Annotated in this window: 10 protein-coding genes, 19 tRNA genes and 3 rRNA genes; 4 read left to right on the plus strand and 28 right to left on the minus strand. The window is 47.6% G+C overall.

Annotated elements, in window-relative coordinates:
* Positions 1-81 precede the first annotated feature (81 nt).
* Positions 82-606 carry a hypothetical protein gene (locus AC1MEO_RS07615; RefSeq protein ID WP_480335393.1) on the plus strand — a complete coding sequence of 175 codons (525 nt, stop codon included), beginning with the start codon at positions 82-84 and terminating at the stop codon, positions 604-606.
* A gap of 168 nt (positions 607-774) precedes the next feature.
* Here AC1MEO_RS07615 and AC1MEO_RS07620 read toward each other — a convergent pair.
* The 23 genes from AC1MEO_RS07620 to AC1MEO_RS07730 form a co-directional block, all read right to left on the minus strand.
* Positions 775-858: transfer RNA gene (locus AC1MEO_RS07620), tRNA-Leu, on the minus strand.
* A 586-nt stretch (positions 859-1,444) separates the two neighbouring features.
* A tRNA-Leu gene (locus AC1MEO_RS07625) sits at positions 1,445-1,528 on the minus strand.
* 9 nt (positions 1,529-1,537) lie between these two features.
* A tRNA-Cys gene (locus AC1MEO_RS07630) sits at positions 1,538-1,611 on the minus strand.
* Between the two features lie 6 nt (positions 1,612-1,617).
* Positions 1,618-1,692: transfer RNA gene (locus AC1MEO_RS07635), tRNA-Gly, on the minus strand.
* A 6-nt stretch (positions 1,693-1,698) separates the two neighbouring features.
* A tRNA-Gln gene (locus AC1MEO_RS07640) sits at positions 1,699-1,770 on the minus strand.
* Between the two features lie 9 nt (positions 1,771-1,779).
* Positions 1,780-1,855, minus strand: a tRNA-His gene (locus AC1MEO_RS07645).
* 40 nt (positions 1,856-1,895) lie between these two features.
* Positions 1,896-1,971 (minus strand) — tRNA-His (locus tag AC1MEO_RS07650).
* Positions 1,972-1,991: 20 nt separating this feature from the next.
* Positions 1,992-2,065 (minus strand) — tRNA-Trp (locus AC1MEO_RS07655).
* Positions 2,066-2,071: 6 nt separating this feature from the next.
* Positions 2,072-2,155, minus strand: a tRNA-Tyr gene (locus AC1MEO_RS07660).
* A gap of 6 nt (positions 2,156-2,161) precedes the next feature.
* A tRNA-Thr gene (locus AC1MEO_RS07665) sits at positions 2,162-2,237 on the minus strand.
* Between the two features lie 22 nt (positions 2,238-2,259).
* A tRNA-Phe gene (locus AC1MEO_RS07670) sits at positions 2,260-2,335 on the minus strand.
* A 17-nt stretch (positions 2,336-2,352) separates the two neighbouring features.
* A tRNA-Asp gene (locus tag AC1MEO_RS07675) sits at positions 2,353-2,428 on the minus strand.
* A gap of 3 nt (positions 2,429-2,431) precedes the next feature.
* Positions 2,432-2,508: transfer RNA gene (locus AC1MEO_RS07680), tRNA-Met, on the minus strand.
* Between the two features lie 62 nt (positions 2,509-2,570).
* Positions 2,571-2,646 (minus strand) — tRNA-Val (locus AC1MEO_RS07685).
* Positions 2,647-2,653: 7 nt separating this feature from the next.
* A tRNA-Glu gene (locus AC1MEO_RS07690) sits at positions 2,654-2,728 on the minus strand.
* 23 nt (positions 2,729-2,751) lie between these two features.
* Positions 2,752-2,841: transfer RNA gene (locus tag AC1MEO_RS07695), tRNA-Ser, on the minus strand.
* Between the two features lie 5 nt (positions 2,842-2,846).
* A tRNA-Asn gene (locus tag AC1MEO_RS07700) sits at positions 2,847-2,921 on the minus strand.
* Positions 2,922-2,932: 11 nt separating this feature from the next.
* Positions 2,933-3,048, minus strand: a 5S ribosomal RNA gene (gene rrf, locus AC1MEO_RS07705).
* A gap of 134 nt (positions 3,049-3,182) precedes the next feature.
* Positions 3,183-6,114, minus strand: a 23S ribosomal RNA gene (locus AC1MEO_RS07710).
* A gap of 123 nt (positions 6,115-6,237) precedes the next feature.
* Positions 6,238-6,313: transfer RNA gene (locus tag AC1MEO_RS07715), tRNA-Ala, on the minus strand.
* Positions 6,314-6,321: 8 nt separating this feature from the next.
* A tRNA-Ile gene (locus AC1MEO_RS07720) sits at positions 6,322-6,398 on the minus strand.
* A 119-nt stretch (positions 6,399-6,517) separates the two neighbouring features.
* Positions 6,518-8,069: ribosomal RNA gene (locus tag AC1MEO_RS07725) — 16S ribosomal RNA — on the minus strand.
* The 16S, 23S and 5S rRNA genes sit together here with 18 tRNA genes alongside, the layout of an rRNA operon.
* A gap of 526 nt (positions 8,070-8,595) precedes the next feature.
* Positions 8,596-9,462, minus strand: a complete 867-nt coding sequence (locus tag AC1MEO_RS07730) for a nucleotidyltransferase-like protein (RefSeq protein WP_480335394.1) — start codon at positions 9,460-9,462, stop codon at positions 8,596-8,598.
* A 264-nt stretch (positions 9,463-9,726) separates the two neighbouring features.
* Between AC1MEO_RS07730 and AC1MEO_RS07735 the strand changes: the two genes are divergently transcribed.
* Positions 9,727-10,080, plus strand: a complete 354-nt coding sequence (locus AC1MEO_RS07735) for a YgzB family protein (RefSeq protein WP_480335395.1) — start codon at positions 9,727-9,729, stop codon at positions 10,078-10,080.
* Positions 10,081-10,176: 96 nt separating this feature from the next.
* On the opposite strand, the gene perR is transcribed toward AC1MEO_RS07735, so the two are convergent.
* From perR to bcp, 4 genes are all read right to left on the minus strand, one after another.
* A complete protein-coding gene (gene perR / locus AC1MEO_RS07740) occupies positions 10,177-10,620 on the minus strand; it encodes a peroxide-responsive transcriptional repressor PerR (protein ID WP_480335396.1) in 444 nt (147 codons plus the stop codon).
* A gap of 121 nt (positions 10,621-10,741) precedes the next feature.
* Entirely contained in the window at positions 10,742-11,293 is a 552-nt protein-coding gene (locus AC1MEO_RS07745; RefSeq protein ID WP_480335398.1) for a cob(I)yrinic acid a,c-diamide adenosyltransferase, read from the minus strand.
* A 2-nt stretch (positions 11,294-11,295) separates the two neighbouring features.
* Positions 11,296-12,237: a D-2-hydroxyacid dehydrogenase gene (locus tag AC1MEO_RS07750; RefSeq protein ID WP_480335400.1), complete on the minus strand. Its 942-nt coding sequence runs from the start codon at positions 12,235-12,237 to the stop codon at positions 11,296-11,298.
* Positions 12,238-12,251: 14 nt separating this feature from the next.
* Positions 12,252-12,728, minus strand: coding sequence for a thioredoxin-dependent thiol peroxidase (bcp, locus tag AC1MEO_RS07755; RefSeq protein WP_480335402.1), 477 nt, complete (start codon positions 12,726-12,728; stop codon positions 12,252-12,254).
* 125 nt (positions 12,729-12,853) lie between these two features.
* Between bcp and AC1MEO_RS07760 the strand changes: the two genes are divergently transcribed.
* The gene (locus tag AC1MEO_RS07760; RefSeq protein WP_480335403.1) at positions 12,854-14,140 is read left to right on the plus strand and encodes a glutamate-1-semialdehyde 2,1-aminomutase; all 1,287 of its coding nucleotides are present in this window, start codon (positions 12,854-12,856) and stop codon (positions 14,138-14,140) included.
* 40 nt (positions 14,141-14,180) lie between these two features.
* Entirely contained in the window at positions 14,181-15,266 is a 1,086-nt protein-coding gene (locus AC1MEO_RS07765; protein ID WP_480335405.1) for an FUSC family protein, read from the plus strand.
* Positions 15,267-15,302: 36 nt separating this feature from the next.
* Here AC1MEO_RS07765 and AC1MEO_RS07770 read toward each other — a convergent pair whose 3' ends face one another.
* On the minus strand, positions 15,303-16,154 hold the full coding sequence (locus AC1MEO_RS07770) for an ABC transporter permease (protein WP_480336053.1): 852 nt from the start codon (positions 16,152-16,154) through the stop codon (positions 15,303-15,305).
* Positions 16,155-16,188 lie beyond the last annotated feature (34 nt).

Here is a 16,188-nt window from a genome sequence, read left to right on the forward strand (position 1 = left end):
TTTAAAATATAGGTTTATAATTGACGGTGAAAAAACATATTATTAATACATACAACAAAAATACACCAAGGAGGGAGTAAAGTGAAAAAGTTTATCGTCGCTCTCATGGCCGCGTTTCTCAGTCTATCCTCTCTATCGAGTGTCAGTGCCCATCCGCATCACGACGACGATGATCACAAGTACAGTGTCCGTGAAGAAGTAGCCATCAGCAAAAAAGCGCTTAAGAAGTATCGGGATATTGATGTCGCATTGGATGAAGGGTTTGTTGGATTAGTACCTGGAGCCTGTGTACCGAATATGGGGATTCACTTAATCAAACCTAACCGAGCAGATGACGCGAAACTTAACATCAAAAAACCTGAAATCCTGGTTTATGAACCACTAAAAGATGGAAGCTATAAGTTAGTCGCCGCTGAATGGTATGTCCCTGCAGAGGAAACTAACAAAACTCCAAAATTATTCAATGAGAAGTTTCAGGGACCAATGGATAACCACGACGGATCTAAAGGCCAGCATTACGATTTGCATGCGTGGCTCTTTAAAAAAAATCCGGATGGAATGTTCGCCCCAGAGAACAAGCGTGTAAGCTGTAAACACGCTAAATAACTGAACAGATTGCTTCGAGCATCTGAATATAGAAGCCGATGTAAAAGTAACATTTTCATCGGTTTTTTTGGTGGGTACTTTTCTTCTTTCTGAAGCAGAAAATACTTTTTGGAAAAAGAAAAAAGGCCCAGACAATAAAGTCAGGGCCTTGCTTCTAAACTTGCTGTATACCGGCGGTCGGGGTCGAACCGACACTCCGGTGAAGGAACGGGATTTTGAGTCCCGCGCGTCTGCCAATTCCGCCACGCCGGCAAGTAATGATTTAGCGGACAAGAATTATTATAGCACATCTTATTTCACTCGCCAATACTTTATTAATATAAGATTTAGGAAAAATTAAAACTTACGTATTTTTTCATTCTGTACAAAACAAAGTCAACAAAAGGGTAAATACAACGAACACTAATAATGCTGTGGCTTCCAAGACCTTTAAAATCTCATTTATATTTATCGCCAGAGAAGAATATCCTCATGTTTACTCGACAAGATATATATTATTAAGGTTCTGAATGATTGTGTATACATAAGAGCTGCATTTATTTTCACTTTCATTCATTAGTTTTGAGTAGATAAACATATCGCTAAGATCAGCAGAAAAGCAAACCTATTTTTCTCTTAATGCTTTTTTCTGTTCCCTGAAAATAACGTATCCGTAAATTTATAATAAGCTACTCCATAAGATATTGGTACTCGCTTTATATTGAACTTAAAAAGTCTTAGGAAAATATAATTCTCAATTCAAATACCCTCAACTACTAATAAAAATTACAAAAAACCCCTTAACTATGATTGCTCACAGTTAAGGGGTTTTGGAAAGGGCAGGCAGGCCCTTTCATAATACCGGCGGTCGGGGTCGAACCGACACTCCCGTGAAGGAACGGGATTTTGAGTCCCGCGCGTCTGCCAATTCCGCCACGCCGGCAAATCATTATGGAGGCGGCAACCGGACTCGAACCGGTGATAAGGGTGTTGCAGACCCATGCCTTACCGCTTGGCTATGCCGCCAAATAATGGAGCGGAAGACGAGGTTCGAACTCGCGACCTCCACCTTGGCAAGGTGGCGTTCTACCACTGAACTACTTCCGCATAAAGCTGGGGTACCTGGATTCGAACCAGGGCATGACGGGATCAAAACCCGTTGCCTTACCGCTTGGCTATACCCCATTAATAAGATGGGGCGGACGAGGGGAATTGAACCCCCGAGTGCCGGAATCACAATCCGGTGCGTTAACCACTTCGCCACGACCGCCACTTTACTATTTTATAAACGCATTAATGAAATGAAAACTTGGGGCGGACGAGGGGAATTGAACCCCCGAGTGCCGGAATCACAATCCGGTGCGTTAACCACTTCGCCACGACCGCCATCATAAAATTTTTAAAATTGGCAGGGGCAGTAGGAATCGAACCCACATCGGAGGTGTTGGAGACCTCTGTTCTACCGTTAAACTATGCCCCTAAAAACTGGTGGTGGGGGGCAGATTCGAACTGCCGAACCCGAAGGAGCGGATTTACAGTCCGCCGCGTTTAGCCACTTCGCTACCCCACCTTAAAATGGTGCCGGAGAAAGGACTTGAACCCTCAACCTACTGATTACAAGTCAGTTGCTCTACCAGTTGAGCTACTCCGGCATGGAGATATTTCATAAAAAAATGGTGGGTCAGGACGGAATCGAACCGCCGACACTTAGAGCTTCAATCTAATGCTCTACCGACTGAGCTACTGACCCACTTTGTTACATAAAAATGGCGGTCCCGACCGGGATCGAACCGGCGATCTCCTGCGTGACAGGCAGGCATGTTAACCGCTACACCACGGGACCATTTGGTTGCGGGGGCAGGATTTGAACCTGCGACCTTTGGGTTATGAGCCCAACGAGCTACCGAACTGCTCCACCCCGCGATAATAATATATCATTCACAAATTACATTTGCACTGTACAACCTTGATTATGTAAGAGTAAATGGTGGAGGATGACGGGATCGAACCGCCGACCCTCTGCTTGTAAGGCAGATGCTCTCCCAGCTGAGCTAATCCTCCATGAAATTGGTGACCCCTACGGGATTCGAACCCGTGTTACCGCCGTGAAAGGGCGGTGTCTTAACCGCTTGACCAAGGGGCCGTATGTTTTGGGAATTTATCTTCTGGCGGAGAGCAAGGGATTCGAACCCTTGAGACGGTTGCCCGCCTACATGATTTCCAATCATGCTCCTTCGGCCACTCGGACAGCTCTCCAAAATTGGCTCCGAAGGTAGGACTCGAACCTACGACCATCGCATTAACAGTGCGGTGCTCTACCACTGAGCTACTTCGGAATAATTGATCAGACTGGCAACGTCCTACTCTCACAGGGGGAGACCCCCAACTACCATCGGCGCAAAAGAGCTTAACTGCCGTGTTCGGGATGGGAACGGGTGTGGCCTCTTTGCCATCATTACCAGACTGATTTTATTTTGAAAGACAAGATTTATTATACCATTATAACTGGTTTTTTCAAGCTTTTTTTCAAAAACTTTTCTTGTTCCTTCAAAACTGGATAAACGACATTGATTCCATGCAAGAATCTGTACGGTTGTTTGGTTAAGTCCTCGATCGATTAGTATTCGTCAGCTGCACGTGTCGCCACGCTTCCACCTCGAACCTATCTACCTCATCGTCTTTGAGGGATCTTACTTGCTTGCGCAATGGGAAATCTCATCTTGAGGGGGGCTTCGTGCTTAGATGCTTTCAGCACTTATCCCGGCCACACATAGCTACCCAGCGATGCCCTTGGCAGAACAACTGGTACACCAGCGGTGTGTCCATCCCGGTCCTCTCGTACTAAGGACAGCTCCTCTCAAATTTCCTGCGCCCGCGACGGATAGGGACCGAACTGTCTCACGACGTTCTGAACCCAGCTCGCGTACCGCTTTAATGGGCGAACAGCCCAACCCTTGGGACCGACTACAGCCCCAGGATGCGATGAGCCGACATCGAGGTGCCAAACCTCCCCGTCGATGTGGACTCTTGGGGGAGATAAGCCTGTTATCCCCGGGGTAGCTTTTATCCGTTGAGCGATGGCCCTTCCATGCGGAACCACCGGATCACTAAGCCCGTCTTTCGACCCTGCTCGACCTGTACGTCTCGCAGTCAAGCTCCCTTCTGCCTTTACACTCTGCGAATGATTTCCAACCATTCTGAGGGAACCTTTGGGCGCCTCCGTTACTCTTTAGGAGGCGACCGCCCCAGTCAAACTGCCCGCCTGACACTGTCTCCCACCCCGATCAGGGGTGTGGGTTAGAATTTCAATACAACCAGGGTAGTATCCCACTGACGCCTCCCCCGAAGCTGGCGCTCCGGGCTCTAAGGCTCCTACCTATCCTGTACAAGTTGCACCAAAATTCAATATCAGGCTACAGTAAAGCTCCACGGGGTCTTTCCGTCCTGTCGCGGGTAACCTGCATCTTCACAGGTACTATAATTTCACCGAGTCTCTCGTTGAGACAGTGCCCAGATCGTTACGCCTTTCGTGCGGGTCGGAACTTACCCGACAAGGAATTTCGCTACCTTAGGACCGTTATAGTTACGGCCGCCGTTTACTGGGGCTTCAGTTCGCACCTTCGCTTGCGCTAAGCACTCCCCTTAACCTTCCAGCACCGGGCAGGCGTCAGCCCCTATACGTCACCTTACGGTTTTGCAGAGACCTGTGTTTTTGCTAAACAGTCGCCTGGGCCTATTCACTGCGGCTCTCTCGGGCTATACACCCTACCAGAGCACCCCTTCTCCCGAAGTTACGGGGTCATTTTGCCGAGTTCCTTAACGAGAGTTCACTCGCTCACCTTAGAATTCTCTTCTCGCCTACCTGTGTCGGTTTGCGGTACGGGCACCTCCCGCCTCGCTAGAGGCTTTTCTTGGCAGTGTGAAATCAGGGACTCCGAGGCTAGGCCTCTCGCCATCACAGCTCAACGTATCAGGAATGGGATTTGCCTCATTCCACGCCTCACTGCTTGGACGTGCACAACCAACGGCACGCTCTCCTTATCCTTCTGCGTCCCCCCATTGCTCAAACGGCGGGGAGGTGGTACAGGAATATCAACCTGTTGTCCATCGTCTACGCCTATCGGCCTCGACTTAGGTCCCGACTAACCCTGAGCGGACGAGCCTTCCTCAGGAAACCTTGGGCATTCGGTGGACGGGATTCTCACCCGTCTTTCGTTACTCATACCGGCATTCTCACTTCTAAGCGCTCCACCAGTCCTTGCGGTCTGACTTCAACGCCCTTAGAACGCTCTCCTACCACGGACATCTACGATGTCCATCCACAGCTTCGGTAATCCGTTTAGCCCCGGTACATTTTCGGCGCAGTGTCACTCGACCAGTGAGCTATTACGCACTCTTTAAATGATGGCTGCTTCTAAGCCAACATCCTGGTTGTCTAAGCAACGCCACATCCTTTTCCACTTAACGGATATTTGGGGACCTTAGCTGGTGGTCTGGGCTGTTTCCCTCTTGACTACGGATCTTATCACTCGCAGTCTGACTCCCAAGCATAAATCACTGGCATTCGGAGTTTGTCTGAATTCGGTAACCCGGGATGGGCCCCTAGTCCAAACAGTGCTCTACCTCCAGGATTCTCAATCTTGAGGCTAGCCCTAAAGCTATTTCGGAGAGAACCAGCTATCTCCAGGTTCGATTGGAATTTCTCCGCTACCCACACCTCATCCCCGCACTTTTCAACGTGCGTGGGTTCGGGCCTCCAGTAAGTGTTACCTTACCTTCACCCTGGACATGGGTAGATCACCTGGTTTCGGGTCTACAACTGCATACTCTGGCGCCCTATTCAGACTCGCTTTCGCTGCGGCTCCGCCTTCTCAGCTTAACCTTGCATGCAATCGTAACTCGCCGGTTCATTCTACAAAAGGCACGCCATCACCCATTAACGGGCTTTGACTACTTGTAGGCACACGGTTTCAGGATCTATTTCACTCCCCTTCCGGGGTGCTTTTCACCTTTCCCTCACGGTACTGGTTCACTATCGGTCACTAGGAAGTATTTAGCCTTGGGAGATGGTCCTCCCGGATTCCGACGGAATTTCACGTGTTCCGCCGTACTCAGGATCCACTCTGGAGGGGAAGGGTTTTCGGCTACGGGGCTGTTACCCGCTGCGGCGGACCGTTCCAGGTCGCTTCGCCTAATCCTTCCTTTTGTAACTCCGTATAGAGTGTCCTACAACCCCAAGAGGCAAGCCTCTTGGTTTGGGCTGATCCCGTTTCGCTCGCCGCTACTCAGGGAATCGCATTTGCTTTCTCTTCCTCCAGGTACTTAGATGTTTCAGTTCCCTGGGTCTGCCTTCTCATGTGCTATCAATTCACACATGGATACTGCCCGATTAAAGGCAGCGGGTTCCCCCATTCGGAAATCTCCGGATCACAGCTCACTTACAGCTCCCCGAAGCATATCGGTGTTAGTGCCGTCCTTCTTCGGCTCCTAGTGCCAAGGCATCCACCGTGCGCCCTTTCTAACTTAACCAATGGTCAATTAAAAAGTTGTGGCTCGAAAGCCACGCGTACATGAATTGCTTGCATATATGTTTCAATGTCGTTTTATCCAGTTTTCAAAGAACAAGTTCATCACTTCTGCGTGCGAAATGATTGGTGGAGCCTAGCGGGATCGAACCGCTGACCTCCTGCGTGCAAGGCAGGCGCTCTCCCAGCTGAGCTAAGGCCCCAAGAAGAATGGTGGGCCTAAATGGACTCGAACCATCGACCTCACGCTTATCAGGCGTGCGCTCTAACCAGCTGAGCTATAGGCCCTCTTGAGTATAATTCATATTCTAATAGAAGATCATTCCAGTGTCGCCACTGAAGGTGAACCTTCAAAACTGAACGCAAAACGTCAACCCCGGGAAACCCGGTTCCGAATTCATCCTTAGAAAGGAGGTGATCCAGCCGCACCTTCCGATACGGCTACCTTGTTACGACTTCACCCCAATCATCCGTCCCACCTTCGGCGGCTGGCTCCACAAGTGGTTACCTCACCGACTTCGGGTGTTACAAACTCTCGTGGTGTGACGGGCGGTGTGTACAAGGCCCGGGAACGTATTCACCGTGGCATGCTGATCCACGATTACTAGCGATTCCGGCTTCATGCAGGCGAGTTGCAGCCTGCAATCCGAACTGAGAACGGTTTTCTGGGATTGGCTCCCCCTCGCGGGTTGGCAGCCCTTTGTACCGTCCATTGTAGCACGTGTGTAGCCCAGGTCATAAGGGGCATGATGATTTGACGTCATCCCCACCTTCCTCCGGTTTGTCACCGGCAGTCACCTTAGAGTGCCCAACTGAATGCTGGCAACTAAGATCAAGGGTTGCGCTCGTTGCGGGACTTAACCCAACATCTCACGACACGAGCTGACGACAACCATGCACCACCTGTCACCGCTGTCCCCGAAGGGAAAGGCGTATCTCTACACCGGGCAGCGGGATGTCAAGACCTGGTAAGGTTCTTCGCGTTGCTTCGAATTAAACCACATGCTCCACCGCTTGTGCGGGCCCCCGTCAATTCCTTTGAGTTTCAGCCTTGCGGCCGTACTCCCCAGGCGGAGTGCTTAATGCGTTAGCTGCAGCACTAAGGGGCGGAAACCCCCTAACACTTAGCACTCATCGTTTACGGCGTGGACTACCAGGGTATCTAATCCTGTTTGCTCCCCACGCTTTCGCGCCTCAGCGTCAGTTACAGACCAGAAAGTCGCCTTCGCCACTGGTGTTCCTCCACATCTCTACGCATTTCACCGCTACACATGGAATTCCACTTTCCTCTTCTGCACTCAAGTCCTCCAGTTTCCAATGACCCTCCACGGTTGAGCCGTGGGCTTTCACATCAGACTTAAAGGACCGCCTGCGCGCGCTTTACGCCCAATAATTCCGGACAACGCTTGCCACCTACGTATTACCGCGGCTGCTGGCACGTAGTTAGCCGTGGCTTTCTGGTGAGGTACCGTCAAAATGCCAGTAGTTAGTTGGCACGTGTTCTTCCCTCACAACAGAGTTTTACGATCCGAAAACCTTCGTCACTCACGCGGCGTTGCTCCGTCAGACTTTCGTCCATTGCGGAAGATTCCCTACTGCTGCCTCCCGTAGGAGTCTGGGCCGTGTCTCAGTCCCAGTGTGGCCGATCACCCTCTCAGGTCGGCTACGCATCGTCGCCTTGGTGGGCCATTACCCCACCAACTAGCTAATGCGCCGCGGGCCCATCCTGCAGTGACAGCCGAAACCGTCTTTCCGTGCAGCCTCAGGAGAGGCCGCAAACTATTCGGTATTAGCACCGGTTTCCCGGAGTTATCCCGATCTGCAGGGCAGGTTGCCCACGTGTTACTCACCCGTCCGCCGCTGAACCAAATGGAGCAAGCTCCAATGGTTCCGCTCGACTTGCATGTATTAGGCACGCCGCCAGCGTTCGTCCTGAGCCAGGATCAAACTCTCCATTATAGAGAACATTTGACTGCTCTTTGACTTGCTGGCGTACCGTGGTCGTTAGACGCACGGTTCGCTTTGATCTGCATAAGCTGATCAGTAGATTTGCGCGGGCCGTTTTGCGCGGCCGTTGCTGTTTGTTGACGTTTTGCTGTTCAGTTTTCAAGGTTCAATGTGTTTGTCCTGTAAAAGCAACTTCTCTAATTTAACATCGTTCATCGGAAGAGTCAAGCTTTTTTATTATTGTAAAAAACTTAATTTCCCTTAGCGACGTGTATTATCATAATACATTTACTTAGAGTATGTCAATGATTATAGAGAAAAAAGTTTAAAAAACTTAAACCCTCCAATTAACTTGCCATTAAATCATTATTCATTCTATTCTTTCAGAACAGATTCTCCAAAAGAAAAGCTGTTGCCAAAAGTCCGAACAACCGGATTTTCAACAACAGCTCCTGCTTTATCATAGACTCTGAACTTCTTATTGCAAGTTATGCTGCTCCCTTTCTTTTGGATAGAGAATCAAGCGTCCAGCCCTGAATTAATCCTTCACATAATAGTATCTATGGAAGATTCCCTCGCTCTTCGTCGTAACGCCGTTAATAAAAATCAGTTCCTTATCTACAAGGTATTCAATGAATACCTCTAAATTGGATGAGTAATTTTTCAATTCTTCCTGCTCATGCAATTCCTGGATCGTCCAGCTGCTTTGCTTCTCCATCACTTCCTTTATATGAAGAGCTCCGTCCTGGGTCCGTGAATGAATATAGAATTCGCTTGCCAGAAACAGCAATTCCAGCCTTTTGTCGATCGGCTCATCGCTCGATATCAATTCTTCGTATAGTTTATAGATAGCCGGCTCCATTTGTTTTACCTGTGACCAGACAGTCACCTCAGGCGGCAACCCATTTTCAAGCACTGCTAATCGGGCCAGATGATGCAGCGACTCTACCATATGATGATAGGCATCCATATAGTTCTTTTCTTCAAAGAATGCTTTTCCTTCCATATAACGGCGAATCAGTTTGGCGAATTCCATCCCCATTTTGATTTTGCGTCCATAGAAAGGATAGTCTTTCAGCTCTTTCTTTAATTTCTCCATAAATTCATTACGGTCATAGACGACACGCCCATAGAAAAGCCAATCTACGATTTTCCGGTTTGTGCCAAGCAGCAGCCATTTATGTAATTGCTTTTCGGTCACGATGTGCATCGCAGCCTTTTTATCTAAATAGGTATAATGCTTCGTGAACACCGGGGTTTCGTTTTCCTTCGTGATGATCAATAGAATCGAATCAAAGGTATCCGTAATTTGGCTGACCTTTTCTCTTTTTTCTACTAGAATCACCCCAAGTGTACTTTCTTGGCTGGCGCGTTCCTGATAAATAGGTCGTAGGATTTGTTCCATCAATTTTCACTCCTTGCTGTCTCTATCGCATTCCGTCATGAAGATGAACAGAGCGGCTAGTTATGAACTGCAGCGTGTTTTCATTGCCCCCATAATCTGTCGGGTCTTCCCGTTCTCTATATCTCGGGCATTCGATCCAATCAGGTTATCTTCTTCTTTTCTTTATTTCGACATATTTATTGCGGATTCCTTCATTTGAAAATCGATATCACTTTTTAAGGGCGTTTATGATATAGTATGATGGATGCAAGGAGGAAATAAACCATGAAACCTTATAAAAATAAAATCAATCGCATTCGGACGTTTGCCTTAGCGCTGATTTTCATCGGAATCGTCATCATGTACGTCGGCATTTATTTTAGAAATCATCCTGTTGTAATGGTGATCTTCATGCTGCTGGGCGTCATTGCGATTATCGGAAGCACAGCTGTCTATGCTTGGATCGGTTTGCTTTCAATGAAAACCATTCCAGTTGAATGTCCTAGTTGTGGAAAACATACAAAAATGCTGGGCCGTGTCGATATCTGCATGCACTGCAACGAACCATTGACAATGGACCGCTCCTTAGAAGGAAAAGAGTTTGACCAGGACTACAATAAGAAAAGTTCACAACAATGAAAACATCCAGCGAATCAGAAATTCGCTGGATGTTTTTTCACGTCTCAAAAAAGGAGCATACCGCGATGCGCAGTATGCTCCTTTCAGTTTAAACTCTTATTGGGCTTCTGCCGTTTTGCTGGAGCAGAATTGGCAGGTTCCGTAAATTTCAAGACGATGATAATCCACTTGGAAGCCAGTTACATGAGAAGCTAAATGTTCCACTTCATCAAGTCCTGGATAATGGAAATCAACGATTTTTCCGCATTCGTTACAGATAATATGGTAATGGTCATGTGTGACAAAATCGAATCGGCTTGAAGAATCACCATATGTCAATTCTTTTACCAGTCCCGCTTTTCTGAACACCCGTAAATTATTATAAACAGTTGCAACACTCATATTAGGGAACGTTTTTTCGAGCGCGCGATAAATGTCATCCGCTGTTGGGTGTGTTGTTGAGTGAATCATGTACTCCAAAATCGCGTGGCGTTGGGGTGTGATTCTTACACCTGTTGACTTCAAAGCATCAAGCGCGTCTTTTAATTGTACTTCAGACATCGCCGTGCACCTCACTTCATAGATATTCTTACATTGTAATCGTTATAAACAGTGTACCTAATCCGAGTGGTGGATGTCAAGAAATCACTATATTGCCGCCGTTTGCTACGCGAGTTTCCTCTTATTTTTCGTGCAACCCTTTTTCTTTCCGTCCAAGCCGTTGGTTGACCAAACGCGCCGCAACGAATAAAAAGTCGGACAATCGGTTTAAATAAGCGAGTACATTTGGAGGAACATCGGGTCCAATTGACAAAACCGCCCGTTCAGCTCTTCTGACGACCGTCCGCGCTACATGAAGAGCCGCTCCAGACGGATGGCCTCCCGGCAAAATGAAATTGCTGAGCGGCGGAACTTCAGCGTCATACTGGTCAATCCATTGCTCCAGCTTAAAGACATCCTCTTCCCCCAATTTCCATTTCACTTCTTTTCCTTTGGGTGTAGCCAGTTCTGCACCCACATGAAACAAAGTTGTCTGGATTTCATGAAAAATTTCACAAAGCGCTTCCTTTTCTTCAAAAAACTCGGTATTCATGTGTCCAATTGCCAAGCCGATTATTGAATTTGCTTCGTCACATGTACCGTAGGCTTCAACTACCACATCATTTTTTGCGATGCGTGTTCCGTAAACCAATGAAGTCGTGCCTTTGTCGCCAGTTTTCGTATAGATCTTCATGTTCAATACCCCTTTTCCATATTAACCAGATTTGCCGGGATGGTTTGGTCAGCCAGCCATTTCTTGAGATTGGGAATAAAGACATCCAGCGCGCGTTCGACATACTTTCCTGAGTGGCTTGATACATGAGGTGACACAACAACATTATTCATTGACCAGTAAGGATGGTCCTTCGGAAGCGGTTCCTGTTCAAAAACGTCCAGCACAGCATAAGCAATTTCTTCGTTTTGCAATGCTCCCAACAGCACTCCATCCGAAACGAGGTCCCCCCTCCCAAGGTTCATGAAAATCGCCGTCTTTTTCATCGCCTCGAAATGCGCCCTCTTCAATAGATATTTTGTTTCCTGCGTACTTGGCAAGACTGAAATGACGTAATCTGCATGAGGAAGCTTCTTAAGAATGTCCTCGAAAGAAACCATTTCATCCATATGTGGAGCCTGACTGCCCGAACGGTTGCAGCCGATCGTGTTGACGCCGAAAGCCTGCAGCAGCCTGCCAATCTCTGAACCGATGGCACCCGGTCCGAGAATCAGTGCTGTAGAGCCATGCAATTCTGAAGAACGGGTTCTCCTGTTCCATTCCTGGTTACGCTGATTTTCATAAATGATCGGAAGCGAGCGCTTTAATGACAATAGATGAGCTAAGGCAGATTCAGCCATCGGTATTTTATGGATGCCTTTGACGTTGGAAACGGTGATGCCTCGTTCTGCAATCGCTTGATGAGGCAGTTTTTCAACCCCTGCACTGGCAACCATGATCCACTGGACTTTTTCAGCAGCCTCGATATCCGCTGCTGTCAGGTCTTCTCCGTAGGTGACAATGATGTCAGCAGACGGCAAGCGCGTTTTGTCTTTATAGAGAAAATGGAAATCGACTTCCGGGAACTCGGTTACCAGCCTTTGCTGTTGATCTTCTTTTGGAATGAATGTAAACAGGATTTCCATGAATGTCTCCCTTCTTACTGATTGCTGATAGTTTTCAACGTTTCCAGAACGTCCTGGATGTGGTTTGGAACTTTTACTTTGCGCCATTCTTTTACGATCGTTCCAGTTGGATCAATCAGATAAGTCGCACGTTCTATGCCCATGGATTTTTTGCCGTACATATTCTTCTCGACCCAGACTCCGTAATCTTCTGAAACCAGATGGTCTTCATCCACCAGCAGCGAAAACGGCAGGCCATGTTTTTCAATGAATTTATTGTGCTGGTCTTCTGAATCGGCGCTGACGCCCAGAATCACTGCGTTAAGTGCTGAAAAATCAGCCTCCGCATCGCGGAAATCACAGGCTTGAGTCGTACATCCTGGCGTCATGTCTTTCGGATAGAAATAAAGGACCACATATTTACTGCCTGCAAAATCCTGCAAGGAAACCGTTTCCCCCGCTTCATTCTTTAATGAGAATTCTGGTGCTTGTGTACCTTCCAATGCAGCCATCTCCATCACTCCTTTTCTTCCCTCTATCGTACCGAACACAGGCGCCAGTTTCAATTTCTTTGGCGTTTAGGGATAAATTTGTCTACAATAAGGAATAGATTAATCATTAGGAGGCATTTCATTCAATGAATCATTCAACATCAGAAGAGCTTCATGAAGAAGCATTAGAACATATAGTAGGCGGCGTCAACAGTCCATCCAGATCTTTTAAAGCGGTAGGCGGCGGCTCTCCCATCGCCATGGAACGTGGAAAAGGCGCTTATTTCTGGGATGTCGACGGCAATAAATACATAGACTATCTGGCTGCATACGGACCCATCATCACCGGCCATGCACATCCGCATATCACAAAAGCCATTACCCATGCTGCGGAAACCGGCTTGCTGTACGGAACTCCGACCCGCCACGAAATCACCTTCGCCAAAATGTTGAAACGAGCAATGCCGAACATGGACAGAGTCCGTTTCGTCAATAGTGGGACAGAAGCCGTTATGACGACGATCCGTGTTTCACGTGCTTATACTGGACGCACCAAAATCATGAAGTTTGCAGGCTGCTACCACGGACATTCCGATTTGGTTCTTGTTGCTGCTGGGTCAGGCCCTGCAACACTCGGCATTCCCGATTCAGCTGGCGTGCCCAAATCAATCGCGAAAGAAGTGATAACGATTCCGTTCAATGATCCACAGGCATTCGCAGAAGCGATGGACCGTTGGGGCGAAGAAATTGCCTGCATCCTGGTGGAACCGATTGTCGGCAATTTCGGCATCGTCGAACCACACGAAGGCTACTTGCAGGAAGTCCATCGCATCGCTCATGAAAAAGGCGCATTGATTGTCTATGACGAAGTGATTACCGCATTCCGTTTCCATTACGGCGGTGCACAGGACATGCTCGGCTTGGTGCCAGACCTTACAGCTCTTGGTAAAATCATTGGTGGAGGTTTGCCAATCGGTGCTTATGGCGGAAAAAAAGAAATTATGGAAACTGTAGCCCCTTTGGGACCAGCTTATCAAGCCGGGACGATGGCTGGAAATCCAGCATCTATTCAAGCTGGAATTGCCTGCTTGGAAGTGCTTCAAAAAGATGGCGTCTACGAGAAAATGGATAAATTGGGCGCCCAGCTTGAAGAAGGCATTTTGGTAGCTGCCAAGGAATTTGGTGTGACCATTACCGTCAATCGCCTGAAGGGTGCTTTGACCATCTATTTTACCGATGTCAAAGTCGAAAATTACGAACAGGCTGAGGCAACGGATGGAGAAATCTTCGGCCGCTTCTTTAAACTGATGTTGGAGCAGGGAATCAATCTTGCCCCGTCGAAATACGAAGCGTGGTTTTTAACAACTGAACACACTGAAGAAGATGTGGAAGTTTCCATTCAAGCCGTGCGTCAAGCGTTTAAACAGTTATAATAAGTAAAAACCATATTTATGGGAAGGAGTCCTTAAGTAAATGAAATTAGGTGCACGTATCTTAAAAACCGGCGTGGCCATTTCTATGGCCTTGTTCCTGGCTAACTTACTGGAATTGCCTTCCCCTGTATTTGCAGGAGTTGCAGCGATTTTCGCTATCCAGCCATCTATTTATCGCTCTTATCTGACCTTGCTCGATCAGATTTACGGTAATTTGATTGGAGCAGCCATCGCCATTATTTTTGTATTGACCCTTGGCAATAATTATCTGACCATAGGGGCAGCAGCGATTTTAGCCATTGTGGTCATGCTGAAACTGAAGCTGGAAAATACTGTCCCTTTGACGTTGGTCACCATCATCATCATTATGGACTCCCATTCCGCTAACTTCCTGACCTTTGCTTCGTTGAGGATCAGCACGGTCATGTTGGGTATTTTATCAGCATTTTTTGTAAACCTGATCTTCCTGCCCCCTAAATATGAAACTCGCCTGTTCACTTCAATCCATGAAGTCAGTGAAGAAGTGGTCCGCTGGATCCGCGTCTCCATCCGCCATGCGTCCGATCACGCATCAGTCAAAGAAGACATTGAAAAATTGACGGAAAAGCTGATAAAAGTGGATCAATGGTACTCATTCTACAAAGAAGAGCGCAGCTACACTAAAAAACAACAGTATACAAAAGCGCGTAAATTAGTGCTGTATCGCCAGATGATTGCCACCTCGAAAAAAAGCCTTGAAGTTTTAAAGCGCCTGAATCGGTTCGAAAACGAGTTGATGGAGCTCCCGGAACACTTCCATATGATGGTCCAGGAGCGATTGGAGAGTTTGGCCAGCTATCACGAGCAACTATACATGAAATATGTTGGTAAACTGAGGCCGGAGCATAGTGAAGGTTCTGGAGCAAATGCCGTCATAAAACGCAATGAAGTAATGACAATTTTTGTAAAAGAAATAAATTTGGCACACGAGGAAAATGAGGATGAATTTTCGGTCTATCATTTGATGCATGTTTTATCAGCGATACTGGATTACGAAGAACAACTGGAACATTTGGACTTACTCATCATTGCCTACTTGAATTACCATTCAGAAGAAGTCGACCAAGACCTCGAAAATGCCATATAAAAAAACGTGCAGGGCAATTGCCCCGCACGTTTTTTCTCATGATTTCATTCGTGGATCTAAAGCATCACGCAAACCGTCGCCCATCAGGTTAAAGCCAAGAACTGTCAGCATGATGGCAACACCCGGGAAAATCATGGTCCACGGTGCATTCGTCAAATACGAACGCGAGTCTGCCAACATTTTGCCCCATTCTGGAGATGGAGCCTGTGCGCCAAGCCCAAGGAATCCAAGCGCTGCAGCTTCAATGATGGCTGTCGCAATAGCCAGTGTCCCTTGGACAATAACCGGTGCCATGGAATTCGGCAAAATATGCGACACTAGGATCCGGTTGTCTTTCATGCCGATCGCTTTTGCCGACATGATGTATTCATCTTCTTTGATGCTTAAAACTTTCGAACGGATCAAACGCCCAAAGTTCGGGACGTTGATAATGGCAATGGCAATCAATGCATTACGCAGAGAGGGTCCAAGAACCGATACAACCGCAATCGCCAATAAAATACTCGGGAATGCCAACATGATATCGAAGATGCGGGAAATGATGGTATCCACCCAACGTCCGTAATACCCAGCTAAAATCCCTAAGATACTGCCGACTACCACCGATCCGATAACCGCTAAAAAGCCGACCCATAACGAAATGCGGGCGCCGTAGACAACTCGGGATAAGATGTCCCGGCCAAAATCATCCGTCCCCATCCAATTTGAGGAAGAAGGAGGCATAAGCCGTTGAGACAGGTTTTGTTCGTTGATGCCTTGCGGAGTAAACAATGGACCGAAAATCGCCAACAATACAAAAAATATGACAATCCCCATTCCGACAACCGCAACTTTGCTTTTACGGAAACCACGCCACGCCTCTTTCCAGGGGCCGGCGACTTTCTGCATTTCCGCTTTGTCTTGTTTGATTGCTGTTTCAGCC

The organism is Planococcus sp. BI3 (assembly GCF_056680115.1).

Excerpts from the sequence above, each read along its gene's own strand:
- AC1MEO_RS07730 (WP_480335394.1), bottom strand. The coding sequence starts at position 9,462 with ATGGAACAAATCCTACGACCTATTTATCAGGAACGCGCCAGCCAAGAA.
- AC1MEO_RS07735 (WP_480335395.1), top strand. The coding sequence starts at position 9,727 with ATGAAACCTTATAAAAATAAAATCAATCGCATTCGGACGTTTGCCTTA.
- AC1MEO_RS07750 (WP_480335400.1), bottom strand. The coding sequence starts at position 12,237 with ATGGAAATCCTGTTTACATTCATTCCAAAAGAAGATCAACAGCAAAGG.
- AC1MEO_RS07765 (WP_480335405.1), top strand. The coding sequence starts at position 14,181 with ATGAAATTAGGTGCACGTATCTTAAAAACCGGCGTGGCCATTTCTATG.
- AC1MEO_RS07770 (WP_480336053.1), bottom strand. The coding sequence starts at position 16,154 with ATGCAGAAAGTCGCCGGCCCCTGGAAAGAGGCGTGGCGTGGTTTCCGT.
- bcp (WP_480335402.1), bottom strand. The coding sequence starts at position 12,728 with ATGGCTGCATTGGAAGGTACACAAGCACCAGAATTCTCATTAAAGAAT.
- AC1MEO_RS07760 (WP_480335403.1), top strand. The coding sequence starts at position 12,854 with ATGAATCATTCAACATCAGAAGAGCTTCATGAAGAAGCATTAGAACAT.
- AC1MEO_RS07745 (WP_480335398.1), bottom strand. The coding sequence starts at position 11,293 with ATGAAGATCTATACGAAAACTGGCGACAAAGGCACGACTTCATTGGTT.
- perR (WP_480335396.1), bottom strand. The coding sequence starts at position 10,620 with ATGTCTGAAGTACAATTAAAAGACGCGCTTGATGCTTTGAAGTCAACA.